The sequence below is a fragment of the Flammeovirga pacifica genome (genome assembly GCF_000807855.2).
GTDB lineage: Bacteria > Bacteroidota > Bacteroidia > Cytophagales > Flammeovirgaceae > Flammeovirga > Flammeovirga pacifica.
Genome location: NZ_JRYR02000002.1, coordinates 1,223,401 through 1,239,262 on the forward strand (window position 1 = coordinate 1,223,401; position 15,862 = coordinate 1,239,262).

The 15,862-nt window shown below is 31.2% G+C and carries 12 protein-coding genes; 1 reads left to right on the forward strand and 11 read right to left on the reverse strand.

The features are described 5' to 3' along the window. Positions 1-24 precede the first annotated feature (24 nt). From NH26_RS23535 to NH26_RS23570, 8 genes are all read right to left on the reverse strand, one after another. Positions 25-1,104 carry an efflux RND transporter periplasmic adaptor subunit gene (locus NH26_RS23535; protein ID WP_044217067.1) on the reverse strand — a complete coding sequence of 360 codons (1,080 nt, stop codon included), beginning with the start codon at positions 1,102-1,104 and terminating at the stop codon, positions 25-27. Positions 1,105-1,115: 11 nt separating this feature from the next. Then, complete coding sequence (locus NH26_RS23540; protein WP_044217069.1) at positions 1,116-3,437, reverse strand: TolC family protein; 2,322 nt, start codon at positions 3,435-3,437, stop codon at positions 1,116-1,118. A gap of 301 nt (positions 3,438-3,738) precedes the next feature. Next, entirely contained in the window at positions 3,739-4,185 is a 447-nt protein-coding gene (locus tag NH26_RS23545) for a hypothetical protein (RefSeq protein ID WP_052431688.1), read from the reverse strand. A gap of 535 nt (positions 4,186-4,720) precedes the next feature. Beyond that, positions 4,721-5,758 carry a serine hydrolase domain-containing protein gene (locus NH26_RS23550; protein ID WP_044217071.1) on the reverse strand — a complete coding sequence of 346 codons (1,038 nt, stop codon included), beginning with the start codon at positions 5,756-5,758 and terminating at the stop codon, positions 4,721-4,723. 564 nt (positions 5,759-6,322) lie between these two features. Further along, positions 6,323-7,642 carry a glycoside hydrolase family protein gene (locus NH26_RS23555; protein ID WP_158022024.1) on the reverse strand — a complete coding sequence of 440 codons (1,320 nt, stop codon included), beginning with the start codon at positions 7,640-7,642 and terminating at the stop codon, positions 6,323-6,325. Positions 7,643-8,175: 533 nt separating this feature from the next. Further along, positions 8,176-9,129: a hypothetical protein gene (locus NH26_RS23560; RefSeq protein ID WP_044217073.1), complete on the reverse strand. Its 954-nt coding sequence runs from the start codon at positions 9,127-9,129 to the stop codon at positions 8,176-8,178. Between the two features lie 529 nt (positions 9,130-9,658). Next, the gene (locus NH26_RS23565; protein WP_044217075.1) at positions 9,659-11,284 is read right to left on the reverse strand and encodes a DUF1254 domain-containing protein; all 1,626 of its coding nucleotides are present in this window, start codon (positions 11,282-11,284) and stop codon (positions 9,659-9,661) included. Between the two features lie 395 nt (positions 11,285-11,679). Continuing rightward, positions 11,680-12,714: a GntR family transcriptional regulator gene (locus NH26_RS23570; RefSeq protein WP_044217077.1), complete on the reverse strand. Its 1,035-nt coding sequence runs from the start codon at positions 12,712-12,714 to the stop codon at positions 11,680-11,682. A 400-nt stretch (positions 12,715-13,114) separates the two neighbouring features. Between NH26_RS23570 and NH26_RS23575 the strand changes: the two genes are divergently transcribed. Further along, positions 13,115-13,627, forward strand: a complete 513-nt coding sequence (locus tag NH26_RS23575; protein WP_044217079.1) for a hypothetical protein — start codon at positions 13,115-13,117, stop codon at positions 13,625-13,627. A gap of 202 nt (positions 13,628-13,829) precedes the next feature. Here the strand turns inward: NH26_RS23575 and NH26_RS23580 are convergent, their stop codons facing one another. From NH26_RS23580 to NH26_RS23590, 3 genes are all read right to left on the reverse strand, one after another. Next, complete coding sequence (locus NH26_RS23580; protein ID WP_044217081.1) at positions 13,830-14,366, reverse strand: hypothetical protein; 537 nt, start codon at positions 14,364-14,366, stop codon at positions 13,830-13,832. 108 nt (positions 14,367-14,474) lie between these two features. After that, on the reverse strand, positions 14,475-15,056 hold the full coding sequence (locus NH26_RS23585) for a Crp/Fnr family transcriptional regulator (protein ID WP_044217082.1): 582 nt from the start codon (positions 15,054-15,056) through the stop codon (positions 14,475-14,477). 36 nt (positions 15,057-15,092) lie between these two features. After that, a complete protein-coding gene (locus NH26_RS23590; protein ID WP_044217084.1) occupies positions 15,093-15,746 on the reverse strand; it encodes a hypothetical protein in 654 nt (217 codons plus the stop codon). Positions 15,747-15,862: the final 116 nt, after the last annotated feature.

Consider the following 15,862-nt stretch of genomic DNA (forward strand, 5'->3'; position numbering starts at 1 on the left):
GATGAATAGTAGATGAGGTAATAATTATAATTTTACTGTTTGGCCACTTATCAATGTCTGTAGACCAGCGGTTACGATTATTTGTCCGACTTCGACACCACTATTGATTACCACTCCTCTATCGGTCAAATCTCCTACTTTTATATATTGTTTTGTCACTGTTCCTAAGCTATCTTCAAGAGGCTTAATGGCATACACAAAATTTCCTTTTGCATCCTCTCCAATGGCGCTTAATGGTAATACCATATTGTATTCTGAAGCGATATGCTCAAAGTCAAATTTCACATCTGAAAGCATACCTGGATGAATTTTTTTAGAAGAATCATTCAGTCTAATCTTCACAGGGAAAGTTGCATTTTCTCTATCCAAGATAGGTGAAACTTCAATCACTTTACCACTTACTGTTTGTTCTATAGACTTGAAAGTCAAAGTTGAATTCATCCCTACATAAATATTATTAATGGTATTTTCTGGTACTCCAACTTCTACATTTAAATCATTACCTGCATTTAATAAAATCACAGATTGTCCTGAACTTACTGTTTCATTCAAATTAGCATTTACTTCTGCTACCACTGCATCTTTTGGAGCGTAGATATAACCATTTCTTACTTGTTCTTTATCAATGGCTAATTTTCTTTCGGCAGAAGCATATTGATTGGAAGCATTCTCAAAAGCATTCATTACGCTTTGGTATTTACTTAAGGTATAATTTCCTTGCTCATATAATTTTCTTCCTCTTTCAAATTCTGATTTTGCAGTATACATTTCAGATTTGGCTGTATTTAAAGCAGCTACAGATTGTTCGTAAGTTAACTTAGCTTGGATATTATCTAATTTCATTAATAATTCTCCTTGCTTAACATTCTGACCAACTTTTACATTTTTCTCAGTGATAATTCCAGAACTTCTAAAACTTAATTCCATTTCCTGATCTGCAACAGCTTTGCCACTATAAGACTTTGCATTATCTAAATCTGAGTAAGATACTTCTGTATAGCGAACTATTCTAAATACATTTTTTGCTTCTTGTTTCTCTTCTTTGCAAGAGGTATTAAAAATTAGAACAGTAAGGAAGAAGGCAACGATTGTAGTATTTTTCATTTTCTTTCGAATTAATTATTTCTGATATATTGTTCTGCACGAGAAAGGAAATCCTGATTGTTTTCTTTTGAGTTCATCAAGAAGAAATAACCCATGGCTCTTTGTATCTGCATTGAAACGATAAAGTAATTGTATTGTGCTGTCGAAAAAGACATTTTAGCTTCCAAGTAATTATTCTGAGCATCAATTAATTGTACTACTGGAATAATTCCGTTGGTATATTCACTTTGAGACAAGGTTAAATTTTTGTCTGCAATGCTCATATTAGCTCTTGATATTTCGATATTCGTAATCTCGTTTATCAACCCTATAATACCTTCATGGATAAATTTTTCAATGTTTTGTTCATAATCTTGTTTCTGAACAGACAATTGATCCATCTGTATTTTAGACTTTTGTTTGTTGATATTTCTTGTGTTTTGTTGGAAAATAGGGATGGAAACATTCAAACCAACATTATAATTATTTAAAGGCACCGATGGAAAGCCAGTGGGCATACTCACTCCTGCTCCTTCTCTTAAAAAAAACTGATTGTATTGCCCTTGTAAAGCTACAGTTGGAAGGAATCGACCATTTTGGTTTAACTTATAATTCTTTAATAAAGACTCTTTGTTGTAGTTTAAGCTTTGTAATTCTGGAGAGTTTGTTAAAGACTCACTGATTAAAAACTTAGTTAGTAATAAACGGTCTCTTGGCTGATCTAAGAGTTCTAATAAGCCTTCGTAATCACTATCAATTCCAACTTTAGATAGTAATAAACTGTCGTCTAAAGCAATTCTTTCTTCCATTGGCAAATTCAATAACTTATTTAAAGCTAGATGAGATTGACCTACTGTGTTTTTTGCTTCAATTAACGACTGTACATTTTGTGTTAACTGACTTTGGAATCTTAATACATCTGATTTCCCTCCTACACCTAACTCCAAGTTTTCTTCTGCTAACCTTAAATTTTCTTTCGTTAATTGAAGGTTTTGAAGTTGTATACTTTTATTAGTTTCATAAATCAGTGTGTTATAATAGGCCAAGCTTACTTCGAACAATTGATCCAGTTCAAATGCATTAAACTCCTCTTTTTCAGCTTCTAAAGCCAGTTTAGAAATCTTGATATTTGTAGAAGCATCTGCAGAATAAATGGTTTGTTTTAGTTGTACATTTCCTGCCATGCTGTACTCAGGATTCTGTCCAAAAGATAGTTCCGCCATTTCTGCATTTACATAAGTACCACCAGCATTTACACCTAATTCAGGTAAATAATTAGATTTAGATAACCTTACATCCTGATCTTTAATTGCGATATCTCTTCTTTTAGTATCAAGCGTTAAGTTATTGTGCACCATTATGTTCATTACACTTTTTAGCGTATAAGGTTGTTCCTCCAGCTTTACTGTATTTTGAACAAAATTGATGTTTACAATCTCACTATTATTAAATGTAATCCCGATATATTCGGCTACTTCCAGATTGACTGTCAATTCTTTTTTATAATTCACTTTAACTGGTAAATCAGCTAGATTTTCACCTCTAGTAATCGATTCAATAGATAAAGCAATTCTTCTAAAAATCTGAGGGAAATTTACCTTCGGTTGGTTAGTCGCCATTACTCCCATTTCTAGATCACTTATACCATAAGCAGAAAAAGAAGGTAATTTTAAGCTATTGACTTTCTCTATAACTTGAGCATAATGTAAACTATCTAGTTGTTCAGTACTGTTAAAATAAATGGCATCTATATCATTTAGAAAATCTAAAGTATCTGAAGCATTGTCAATGGAAATCATTTTATAATTGATTCCTAACTTATTTACTACTTCTTCTATTTGAAAATTCTCTAAAAGGAAGTGATCAACAACAATTCCTAGTTTTTTACTTTCAACTAACGAGTTGAATGATACGATATCATCTGTAATTGAGAAGGGAGTAATCAAATAAGTGAAATTATTAATACCAGATGTTTTAGAGTTTGATGGTAGATCAATAAAATCTTGATTAATGAACCCTGCTAATATCGTTGGAACTGTAAATTCCATATTATAATCATGGAACATTAATGCGTTTGTAGCTCCAAATGAGATGATTACATCATAATTACTGGCCACCAATTCATCGTATTGAGATTTGGCTTTCTTAATATTATGCTCATTATAAAGTACTTTAGAATATTTTAGATCATATTTATGACCCAATAAAGACTGAATCTCACCTTTTAAGGTGGCGTCTAGACTATCTGTCTTTAAAGACTTCATATCTGCCATAATACCAATAGACAATTGGTTTTGGGCATGAAGATCCATAAAACCGATAAGAAGAAAACTTATGATAATAATTTTTTTCATGATAGATAGTGTAGTTTCCGTCTCAGGAAACTAAATAGATATTAGATTAACCGGGCTAAATGAATGATAAATAAAGCCCTATAGATTTAGTATGTAATGATAATTAGGATAGATTTACACTCACTAAAGTGTAATAATGATAGCAAATAGGGAGATCAATACCATGGGTAGGTATATCTTCACCCAGAATAGGAAATTGTTTTTCATTTTTGTGGTTTTTTATTATTTCCACAGAAGGAAACTAAATATGTACTATAATATTATATACGTAATACGAATAAAAATGTTTAATTAATAAATGTTATTCATAATACTTTTTACTACTCTTTAGCAAAAATTTAATAGTTTCCTCATTAAAAGCAATTGTGCTTTGAATAAGCTCACTAATATCTTTTGCTGCATGTTCAGACCTCATGCTTTGGAACTGTTTTATCATTTCCGTCTGCATATTCAGTCCTTGAACCACTTCTTGGATATATCCTTTCCCTCCTTTGGGGTCAAGATAAAACAAGCGTTTTCTAGGAGTTTTAGGATCTGGAATATATTGTACTCTATGGATATTTATCAACAACTTAAGTACTTTACTCACAGCACCCTTAGAAGATTCAACCAATTCAATAATCTCATCAAAAGATAAGTATTTATTATCGGTCAAATAAAAGGCTCCTATAACTTTATTTGCTAGAGGTGGTAAGCCATCAAATTTATGGGCTTGTGCAAAGATTTCTAATAATTGTTTTCGATCCATTATTTCCTATTCAACTTTGATTGAGATGTAATGAGAATTTAAGTTTTCAATTTAGGAAACAAATATAACTCGAAGAGATAATAAATAGAATATTTACAACCACTTTCTAACAATTACTTTAATTATTCTCTTATGAAATATGTTATCTTCATTTTTTTATAGCATTAGAGAGTTGATCTTTTTTTTCTTGTTGAAGTAACTTAACATTACAAATGTGACAAATTGTTTCTTATAAAGGAAACTTGATCAAACTTCATTAACAGTTTAATTTATTCTTAATTTTCAAGACAAAAATTGATTTAGAATCAGTACTTTATCTTTCATAGTTTCCTCTTCTGGAAACTGATAATACAAATGTGCAATTTTGTTTCCAATAAAGGAAACTTGATCAAACTTCATTAACAAAATGAATATCTAACAGGTTTAAATAAGATACATTTGTTTTGTAGGTATTTCCATTTATCAATTTACTAAACCGATGATTTAAATGAGAGCACCTTCACTTTTGATACCACTCTCCTAAGCCATTCTGCTTTTAATTGTTATTCGTTTTCTTTCTTATGATTTCTACAATTCGATTAATTGTAATTTCCGATAGGTTCCATTCGTAACCATTAAAATCTGTAGTATTAATAAACTGGACTACTACCGCATCAATATCCTTGTGGTATTCTGCTAGACTTTGGTAGCCAATCACCAAACCTCCGTGATTATATTCGTAAGGATAAATATCTTTTTCTCCTTCTTCGAATACAGAACCGTCGTTTAACGCACGTATAAATGTCCCTACATCTTCTGCTGTTGCCATCATTCCATACTCATGATCTTTAAAGTCTTCCTCATAACCCACATAGTAGCCACTCATCACATCATCTAAATCTACTTCTGTAATAGAAAAAAAAGTGTTATTCAGATCCAAAGGAATCAATATTTTCTCTTTGATATACTGATTGTGACTATGACCTAAAACATCATCCATAATTCTACGAAGCAATAAATAATTTGTGTTTGAATATTCATATCCTTCATTAGGTGCAAAACTTGCTGGGAGATCAAGAGCAAAATCTAATGCATTCTTGCCATTTTGCTGTTCGTCTTCCCAATAAGCTGGATTATCTGTAAAGTTAGGAATACCAGAACGATGTTGAATCATCATCCTCAGCGTAATTTTATCAGAGTTTTCAATCCTATCCTTGAGTTCCGGAAGATAATCGACTAGTGTTTTATCAAAAGATAAACGATTTTCTTTCACTAGTTTAGTGGCAGCAACAGCGGTATATAACTTACTAATACTGGCAATTTTAAAAAATGATTTTGGATCGGCAGGAATTTTCTTTGCTCTATCTTTCCATCCCCCTGTATAAAAAACTGGTGGCTTCCCTGCTTGGTCCACATATACTATCATTCCATCAAAACCATGTGATATTGCCTCATCTACTTGTTCTTGAATAGTATCTGGAAGCGGTAAAATCCAAGCTTTCACCAAAATCCAAGGCACAAAAAACAAAGAAACAACTGTTCCACTAAGCAATAATGCTCTTACAATCCATTTGGCTTTTTTATTTTTTATCATGATTTTCTTCCGTTAGAGTTTGTTTTTGGTGTTTAAATTTGACACAGCGTTTTTATATGGTACTTAATAGTATTTCACCAATATGTACCGTTACACATTATCTAATCCGTTTTTTTCATTCTTAACTTGTACACAACATAGAATAATTGCAATGACGTTGTTTTCTTAAAATGATCAGGATAAACATCATAGTACATATTCATAAAAAAGTAGCTTGTTATTCGGATTTTTGAATATAGTTCTAATTTATGGTTTTTAACTTATAAAAGTCAATCCTATATTCATGAAGTTAGTAATTATACACTTCTTTTAAATTTTAGGCATCAGGATATCTATTGATTGTATACCATCACTTTTCAAGTTTAACTAAAGAGAATAATCTTTCAGATAGCATCATTTTACTAGAATCAATTTCAATGACTATATTATGATACTGTATATATAAAAAAATGGGCTTAGTTTTTCATCCTAAAGACAAAACTAAACCCATTTATAGCATTATAATTAACTATCCTTTTATAGACACATTAGAGTGACATAAAAGAGATATCTTCTTTTAATGTTTTACAAACCGCATTCATTATCAGTTTTCATATCATCATCCGTCACTATTTCTAAACCTTTTTGAAAGCCTTCTATAGAAACATCCTTATCTGTAATATTTACCTTATAATTGGGATTATAAAGTACTGCGGCAATAGAAGGGCCATTATAACTATCTCCATGCGGAAATAAAGTGATTGGATCTTTTTGAATAAACTGTCTCAAATTACATGGCATATATTTATAGTGTTTTGGTTTAATTTGTGCCTTAGTTTTAGAATAAGTAGCTGAAACATTTTTCACTACAGATTCATCACTAAAACTTCCTGCTTTCAATCCTAATGCGGCTTCTTCAGGATTAGCAAAACCTTTATTAATTCTCACAGCAAAACCACTACCTATAGATTTAATATTTCTAACATCTACTTTCCCTTGATCAATAAAATGAGGTGAAAGCATTAAGGCACAATTACCATTTTCAGACCTGATGTTTCTTCCATAAATTTCATCTACTAAATCATATGTACCCAATTCTCTTAACACTTTATTGTGGGTTTCTATTCTCAAAGTAGCTCCTCCTTCGCCATATAAGTTTTTAAACAATAATTTCTTAGCCAACTGTAACTGAACAACGCCATAACCATAGTCTGAACCATATAGTTCTATATTTTTAATCAATCCTTTATTAGGTCCATACACCCGATTTCCAATCTTTATTCCATTGAAGGTGAGTACGGAAAATTTAGAGAACTTGTCTCTAACAATTAAATTAGTATACTTAAAATTGGTCACATTAAAAGATTGAATGATTCTCACATTTAAAAATTCAGTCTTCGTATATCTAAGGTCTACCGTAAACTTTCCATTAACACCGCATATACTCACATTTTGTACTGGCGTTTTACTCTTTTCATTAACTACTTTAAACATAGTATAATTCTTATTCCTTTTATCAGGTATCTCTGCCGGTCTAAATACTGCCTTGGAATCGATTCTCAAGTGCACATTAGATTTCAAAGATACCTCTGAAAAGGAATAATTTCCTTTTGGTATGTATAGTTTACCTCCCCCTTGAGAAGATATATCATCTATCGCTTTTTGTAGTACATCACTATCGTTAGTAGAAAAACTATTGTCTACAGGATAATCTGATTTGAAATTTTTAGACACCACAAAACTAGTAGGTTCTTTAAAAAAATCGGTCTCTTTTAATGTTGTGACGACCCTTTCAGCAGATTCTTCTACTTGGGAGACTTGACCTTTTGGCTCCAAAAGGATGGCATTTTGGTTAGAACAACTAAACAAAATCACTAATACGCTAATTGTAAAAAATTTCATCATTTCTTTCATAGTAAATTTAATTATTACATAAATTCTAGGTGTCCGTTTAAACTCTTTGAAAACTTAAAATTTTAGAGTTTTAGACCACACTATTGCTATCTGTTTACACGATGATCCAATGATTATCCAGATCGATCTGAGTAAACAACAGACCTCTGTTTTCAAGGCCTTAACATTCCAAAAATTGTTTTTTTTAATCCTTTAAATGTGGCAGTTAGTCAATATGTTGTAGTCTACAATAATATTTTTGATTTTTGTATCTCTAACAATTTCAGATGTTTGTGACAGTTTTTCTTATAGAAAAAAAGTAGGATGAAGTGATAAATGACTATTCAGATTATTGGTATTTCTCTAAAGATCGCTAAAGTTGACCAGTGGATAAAGTATAGCTAATGTTTGTTTTTAGTTAAAAATCCATTATCGATGAATTTATAGATTCATTAATAATGGATTTTTCTGAGTTGAAACTAATCATTTATTCGAGATCCTTTAAAAAGGATAAGTTGGATCTATCAGACCTAACTAAACGTTAATTATTGGACATCATTAGCATTTTTAAGCATCCAATTTAATAAATCATCCTTATCTATGATCGACCAACTATGTGGATGCCTTTCACCATTCTCTCTATATCCTTTATTACTTGTGGTTATATATTCAACTTGAGAGTTTGGTAGATTTATCTTTAGTTCATTCACTAACTTTTCAATCCAATGAGCATTTAAATCGATAGGATCATAGTTTCTATTTTCTTTCCACCATAAAGTATCTGGTTCTGAGTAAAACCGAATCTTCAATCCATCTAAATAGGTTAAGTTACTCATATGATTAGTTTCAGAAGTAAATGGAGAATACTCTTTGTATTTAGCAATACCATTTTCTGGTAATCCTAATTCATTATTGAATAAGTTCTTTAACCATTTGGCTTCTTGAACTGAGGTTTCAGAAAAATTACGTTCTAAATTTCTGTCAGCCACTTTATAAAGCTCCAACAAGTCTACAGGAGAATCGACAATAAAAATACCTTTAGGTTGTACCTCTGACTTGGCTGATATTAAGTGATTGGAAAGTAACAGAGTAATATTTCCACCACTCGAAAAACCTCCAATATGTATGTTTTCAGTTGGAAGATTATTTGAAGAAAATATGGAATTGAGTCTTTTGGTCATTTCATTTTTTTCTTCCTTCGTCATCCATAGTTTCCGATTATAATTCATATATAAAATCGTCATCTGATGTTGTTTTGCTTTCTCTAAAAAATGAAATTTTCGTTTTATATCACTTGCATTTTCAGGAAACCCACCGAACAAGATAAGTGTTGTGTTCCCGCCCTTTGTAGGTTTGCTTATTTCATAGTCGTTTTTGATTATCTCTTGATACTCATTGGTGCTAAGATCTTTCTTATTTTTTTGATCTGAAATACTGCAAGAAATAGTAGTGACTAGAATTATAAAAATTAATAGTTTTATTTTATTAATTGATTTCATTTTGATTAGTTTAATTGTGAGTAACAGAGAATAAACGCGATGGTATATATCCATTAAAAAAAACGACCAACCTCTTAAAAAATTTGCTATTCAACGATTGAAAGATGATTACAAGGTAAATAGTAAGGGCTTATTTATCAAGAAAGTGTGATGGCTTTTTATGACCTGTTCTATTACTTGTAGGTGATGAAAATATTTACTCCATTAACCTCCCTAAAATCATGTTTCTCATGATAAAAAAAATGAGAGAAAAGTACACAAGAAAAGTTGAAAAAACTCATTAAAAATGACCTTTCAATGAATTGTAACTAAATGTCTGAAAAGAGTTTGGCGTAAACTACGTAAGCAGTTGTGCTTACAGGGTATAGAGTTTAGTTTTTAATAGGCTATAAATAAACCAGATTTAAGGTATAATATGGAGTGTCTTTTACTATAAATGAGTCTTTTTTTATAAAAGCTTATCTTCGCTTAAAAGAAAAAGTGGAGTATAAAGGGCATTAAAATACCCTTTATACTATTTAAGAAATTGTTATTTCACTAGTTCAACTTCACTTGGTCTCCACGATTTATCGAAAAATCCTTTTGAAGGAGAATAACAACGAATAATCTGGAACCACCCTTTATTCGGTATAGTTTGAACCCAGTTACCATCGGCCACTCCTTCTGGTTTATTTGGACCATAATATATCGTAATCGAACCATCTTCATTCGCCTCAGCCGCTGAGCTTGGGTAAGATTGACTACCTGCTCTAGGGTAACGCTGATCGGTTTGAATCATAGAACGTGTTTGATTATCGTAAATAGTTGTTGACCAAAAACGTTCTTGAGGAATATTTGGTGGTAAGGTTAATTTATAAGTATTCTTACCGTTTAACGCATTCCCTTCAGAGTCTGTAGCCCCTACCAAATATTGAGATCCAATACCAGTAAGACGCATACACATTGCTGGTGTAATACCTGTGGCTAAGTAGAAGAACGAAGTACGTGCTGCAAGTTTTCTTGCACCATCAGATGGGTAAGGAATGACCTCTCCTTTCTCTCCAATTTCTGGTGGAGGTGTCATAAAAGTATATCCACCATCAAACAAAGGATTGTACCAAGAAGATGATTCTTCGTAATAGCGAGATTTGTTGTTAGGCAAAGCACCCATAGCAGCAGTTCTTGAGTAGGCGTTTGCTACTTGTACTGCCTTTGTCAATATCTGCTTTTGTTTTTCAGAAGGGTTAAACTCCTTTCCTTTCACAATACCAAGAGCTGCAAGCTGACCAGCAATTTCTGGACTTAGTGCCCCTACAGGCTGACTTTGTATTAACTCGTTTATATAAATAAAATGATTGTAATCTGCTGGAGGTAGAGTGTTAAAATCTTTTCCAGATACATCTACAAGTTTTAATTCGCCTTTATCTGAAGGTCTTGCTAATGGAGCTTCTCCACTTAAATATTTTGCTACACTAGTTCCGTGTGCACCTTCTACATAAGGATAAACTTTTAAATGTTCTTTTACAGTATTAATACTTGTTTCAGTTGAGTTATCTACTAAAAACATACGTCCCAAAACCGTCACTAAATTGGTTTTAGCATGACAAATATTGTAACCACCTTCAGGTAAATCACCTTCATAACCTTGTGGAATTATTAAAAACTTACCCCCTTGGCCTTTATCAGGTCCAGCCAATCCAAAATCAGAAATCCAGTTGAACCAAAAGTCATCCAATATACCTAGAACGTTTGGAGGTGTTTCTACTACCAATGGGCCATTAGACAGGTCTACATTACCCCAAAAGTAATAGGTATCCATATTAGCTGTAAGCATTAATGCTTTTCCATCTACCATTTCAGGTGAAACGATAAAATCACCATCATTTACTCCAATAGAAGCAAATCCTTTTCTTAATGCCCATAATGATGCCCCTTGAATGGTATTATTGTACGCATTAACGGCATTGATATAGAGCATCTCATCTTCCAGCATTTGAGCTGTTTTGTCTGTTGGATACCCCAATGGGAAACTTAATTTACCAATTTTAGAATTTATAACTTTGCCTGTGGGTATAGACTCGTCAATGGCTTTATAAGTTCTTTTGTCTTGTGCTAATAATTGTACTGCAGAAAATAATACTGAGAGTATTAGAGCTGTTGTTTTTAATTTAATCATGTTTTTTTTAGAATATTTGGTTGCTTTTTGTATTCAGTTTGAGGGAATGAAATTTGGGTCTCATTGTCTTTAATAAAATACCATCTTAGTATTTTACCTATTGAAAAGAAACTAAATTGAAAAATTACTAATCTTTATTCTCATTCTTAGTTTTATATGGGTGATAAAATGAGTAGTACTTTAAATATCCTCATTTTGTTTATCGAATATACTAAAATAATGATGAATCTTCTGATATTAATACCTATAAAATTGGGTTTTATTTATTATTGAATCGGATAGGAATTAGTTTCGGTTTTATAATAGAAACGTTACACATCTTAGTTATCACAAAAGAATTAAAATAGGTCTTTCACAGTGGGTTATTTGTAATGGAAAAAATACTCCAATCATTTTTAAAAAGATCCTCTCCTTTTCATCAAAAAAGGAACTTTTACACTTTCCAATTCATTATTTATGATCTGTAATGCTGCAATTTTACCCATATCACTGAAAGAAGAAGAAATGATTGTTATACCATCTCCAATGATCTCTTTTAACGGAGAGTCATTATAAGAAATCAATCCTACATCTTTCCCTAACTGATAATTATTTTTCTTGCTGTCTTTAACGATGTTGGCTAAATCTTGATCATCTGTAACGATATATAAGGTATTACTAACAATATTTCCTACCTCAAAATTTGATGTTACTGTATAGGGTAAATTAAAATGAAGACAAAATCTAACAAAACCCGACCAAACGTCTTGTAAGGTTCTAGAAGATTCCTTAGCAATAACTAAATGTAGTTGATCGAAATGAATAATAGGCTTAATATTCTGCTGAAGTGTATCGAATAAATCTTCAGCAAAATCTTCATAAACACTATGAATTTCTTTATTAAAATTATTTTCAGCTTTCCCTAAGAGTAATAATTTATCGGAAGGTAATTCTGTCAATACTTTCTCTACTTCTTGATCAGAAACATTATTAAAAATCGGAATAATCGCAAAGTAATGGTAGTTATTTCTTTGCTCCTGAATAATCTTCTTTAGATGGCTTAAACTTCCATTATGCAAAAGTAAATCATGCTCAATTTTTCCTTCAGAAGTCTGAGAAAATGACTCATAAAGTTTCTTTTTTGAAGGACTTATTTTATTGAATACCAACAACACTTTTGCTTTACCTAATGCAGGACCGCTATTAACAAAAGTACCTTTACCCCTAATACTAATAATATAGTTTTCTTCTTTAAGGATATTATACGCTTTTTCTACAGTATCTTTTGATAGATCTAATTCTATTACCAATTCTGTGAAAGATGGCATCCGGTCATCCGCTTTTAAAACACCTAATTTTATTAAAGTTTTAAATGTATTACTAAGCTGTAAATATTTCGGTGCGTTTTTCTTCCCTTCTTCTTGATAGATACTTGATAATTGCTCAATCATGCTTGATTTGTCAGTTATTGATCTTAAATACGAAAGAATAAAAAAAAATTGGAGTATAATAATTCTACCTCCTAATTCTTCGTATTAGGCTTAATATATAGACTATTTTACTTATAAATCGTATTTTATCTATACTTTTTTCTAACTCTACTTAGAAAGTCAATTGGGTTTGATCTGTAGTTATCATTCAAGAATAAATGATTCAATAACACCTCATCCTCACCTTCCTTTTGAAGAGAACTTCAATAGGAAATTGCTGAACTTCCCCTAGTAAAATTGTACAACAACTTTATTTAAAGTAGCTAGGATTAATGGTTTACCCTCCGTTAACAACACTCAATAATTAACACCTAAAAATTGTTAAAAACGTTTTAATATTTACCATCAATCGATTCATAAAATGAAAAAAATATTCATATCACTTCTTTGTTTGAATGTATTATTGGCTTGTAGTAATGAAAACTTAGAAAATCATGTCATCAAAAGTTATACTAATAACAATCAAGAAAGAGGAAAGTCACTACTGAATATATACGATAATAACGATTTTGAATTCATCTCTTATTTACAAGAAAACGATACCATTCTTAATAAAACTTCAGAAATTCCTCAAAAAAATATCCTTTATACTTTTACTAAGAAAGTGATTAAAGGGCGTGTTTTAATGCAAGAAAATGAAGCACAACAGTTATTATCTACTACTCGTTTTATTCTTAATGCAACAGAAGTCAAAAAAGATATTCACTCTGCAAAATGGATTTCTAATGGTAATTTACCCTATATTATACCTTTTACTTTTAGTGAAAATTCAAGCAAGGATTCCAGTATGATAGTAGAATTTCAAAACTTGGAGGAACAAATAATAAAAGCAGATAATTTTAAGTTTAAATCAATTTACCCTTTAGAACAATAGGGTGATTGATAAAACATCAAAAAAATTCTACCTCCGATAAACTTTGTTCAACTTGGGCTTAATTTTAGATCCTATTGACCAAACTAAGCCCTAATTATCAGCAGGTATATTTCATTTATCTGAATCACTGTCTTCATATAAATACCATGAAGATGAACTATATCAAATAACCACTTCCTTTATGAATCTTTAATTTCAAGGTTTAACTATAATCATCCTCTCTCCTAATTGAGAATCCCATTACTAGTTTAATTAAAAAAACAGCTGGCAACCAAATAAGAATTTTAGGTGCAGGAAAAGCCACATAGAAAAGTAGAAAACCTAAACAAATGACGGATGCTGCATTAATTTCTTGTTGTTTTACCGTTTTCGAAGCATTCACCAGGAGCCCAGCGGCAATAGTATACACAAAAAGGCCAATACCAAACCATACATGTCCAACCGCCACTACTAATAAACTAATGTGTAGGATATGCATTAATAGAAAGGTTACTCGTTTTTTTGTATCATTTTTATAATGATCTTGAGTTGATTTCGTGAAATTCCCAATGGCCCCTGCAAAGATGTCTGATAACATTAATAAAAATAGGATGGATTTCCATATTGGTAATTCTGATAACTCGGCATAATTACTATATCCTATGGTTACTACCGCTAGTAAAGTAACTCCCCCAATTTTTAAAAGATCTTTTTTTGTTGGATTATCACCTAAAAATTCTCTTGAAAAAGCATTACTCATGTCTCTAATTATTTAAAGTGTTATAATGAACAGCAACCATGTACTGTATGTTTATTTTAAACTTGAGACAAAACTAATCACTACACTTCTTGAACATCTTGACTTAAGTTAAGAATGATCTCTTGCAATTCTTTTTCTAATTCTACTTAACGATTCTGGCGAAATGCCAAGGTATGAAACAATATATTGTTGATGAACTCTTTGAAACAATGCTTTATTTGTCTTTAATAAGTCGATATATCTTTCTTCAGGAGATTTGGTGACAAAGGATTCTATGATTCGATTATTGGTAATTAATTCATCGATAAGAGCATATTTTTCAATCATTTCAAAATTGGGGAATTTCTCCATCTGAGCTACATCAAATGATTTTGGAAATGACATTATGGTCGTATTTTCAAGGGCCTGAAAATTTTCTCTTGCGGGTGTATTATTCAGAAAGCTTTCATTAGCACAAAAGAACTTTCCCTCAGTAAAAAAAAAGGCCGTTTTTTCATTGCCATCTACGTTGTAAAAAATCCTTACACAGCCTTCTATCACAAAATAAACCGTTTTTGCAATACTCCCTTCTTTAAAAAACACTTCATTCTTATCATGTTTTTCTACAGGAAAATGATTTACAGCAAATTTCGCTTCTTCCTCACTAATCGATGCGTACTTTTCTATCAGTTGTCTGAATTTATCAAGCATTATTTTTAATTCTACTATTTATTAATATTTAATTTACTAATCGAAAGCATCAGCATACTGAAGTTTCCATTTGCCCTCTTCTTTAATTAAACCCGCTCTAATTGAAACTGTCGGTATAACATCTCTTGGTTTAACGTAAACTGTATCCGATAAATTGAGTATTACTTCAAGGTAGTCTTTATGATACCCCTCGTATGTCACTTCTACTACATCAAATGATAAATGATTGATAATATCTGCATTATCATGAGGTGCATCGAAAACAGGTACAGAATCTGATAATGCAACGACTAATCCTAAAGAGGAAAACATATCATTAACAGAAAGATTTGCTGAGGTATATGGAAGGTAATATTCATCTTTTGAATCTGAAAATCCACCACCACCGATTTTAAAAATATAGTCTAAATTGTCCCAAAGAATACTTCCTGTATATTGAGCGTCAAAATAATAATCCAAAAACTTTTCTTTGTTCGATATCTCAACACCTTCTAAAGGAATGTAAGTTTTGGTTGCTAAAGATTGTTCAATAAATACTTTATCTCTTTTTTGTGTTGCTAATTTTAATTCCGAAATAAAATGTATCAATGAAGAATCATTTTTTGATTCATTTTTAGGATAAACTTTTCCTAATTGACAATACGTCTCATTAAAATAAAATAAAGTGACGAAGAAAAATATATATTTCATACAATTAATGTGCTTTGTGAATTTGATAAACTACAAACGTAAGCACTTCGCTTAGTTTGGGGTTTATCAATTGTTTGTTACTGTTATTACTTTATAATCTTAATATGCACTGGGCG

Bases quoted from the DNA above. Each gene is read 5' to 3' on its own strand.
- NH26_RS23535 (WP_044217067.1), bottom strand. From the start codon at position 1,104: ATGAAAAATACTACAATCGTTGCCTTCTTCCTTACTGTTCTAATTTTT.
- NH26_RS23540 (WP_044217069.1), bottom strand. From the start codon at position 3,437: ATGAAAAAAATTATTATCATAAGTTTTCTTCTTATCGGTTTTATGGAT.
- NH26_RS23545 (WP_052431688.1), bottom strand. From the start codon at position 4,185: ATGGATCGAAAACAATTATTAGAAATCTTTGCACAAGCCCATAAATTT.
- NH26_RS23550 (WP_044217071.1), bottom strand. From the start codon at position 5,758: ATGATAAAAAATAAAAAAGCCAAATGGATTGTAAGAGCATTATTGCTT.
- NH26_RS23555 (WP_158022024.1), bottom strand. From the start codon at position 7,642: ATGATGAAATTTTTTACAATTAGCGTATTAGTGATTTTGTTTAGTTGT.
- NH26_RS23560 (WP_044217073.1), bottom strand. From the start codon at position 9,129: ATGAAATCAATTAATAAAATAAAACTATTAATTTTTATAATTCTAGTC.
- NH26_RS23565 (WP_044217075.1), bottom strand. From the start codon at position 11,284: ATGATTAAATTAAAAACAACAGCTCTAATACTCTCAGTATTATTTTCT.
- NH26_RS23570 (WP_044217077.1), bottom strand. From the start codon at position 12,714: ATGATTGAGCAATTATCAAGTATCTATCAAGAAGAAGGGAAGAAAAAC.
- NH26_RS23575 (WP_044217079.1), top strand. From the start codon at position 13,115: ATGAAAAAAATATTCATATCACTTCTTTGTTTGAATGTATTATTGGCT.
- NH26_RS23580 (WP_044217081.1), bottom strand. From the start codon at position 14,366: ATGAGTAATGCTTTTTCAAGAGAATTTTTAGGTGATAATCCAACAAAA.
- NH26_RS23585 (WP_044217082.1), bottom strand. From the start codon at position 15,056: ATGCTTGATAAATTCAGACAACTGATAGAAAAGTACGCATCGATTAGT.
- NH26_RS23590 (WP_044217084.1), bottom strand. From the start codon at position 15,746: ATGAAATATATATTTTTCTTCGTCACTTTATTTTATTTTAATGAGACG.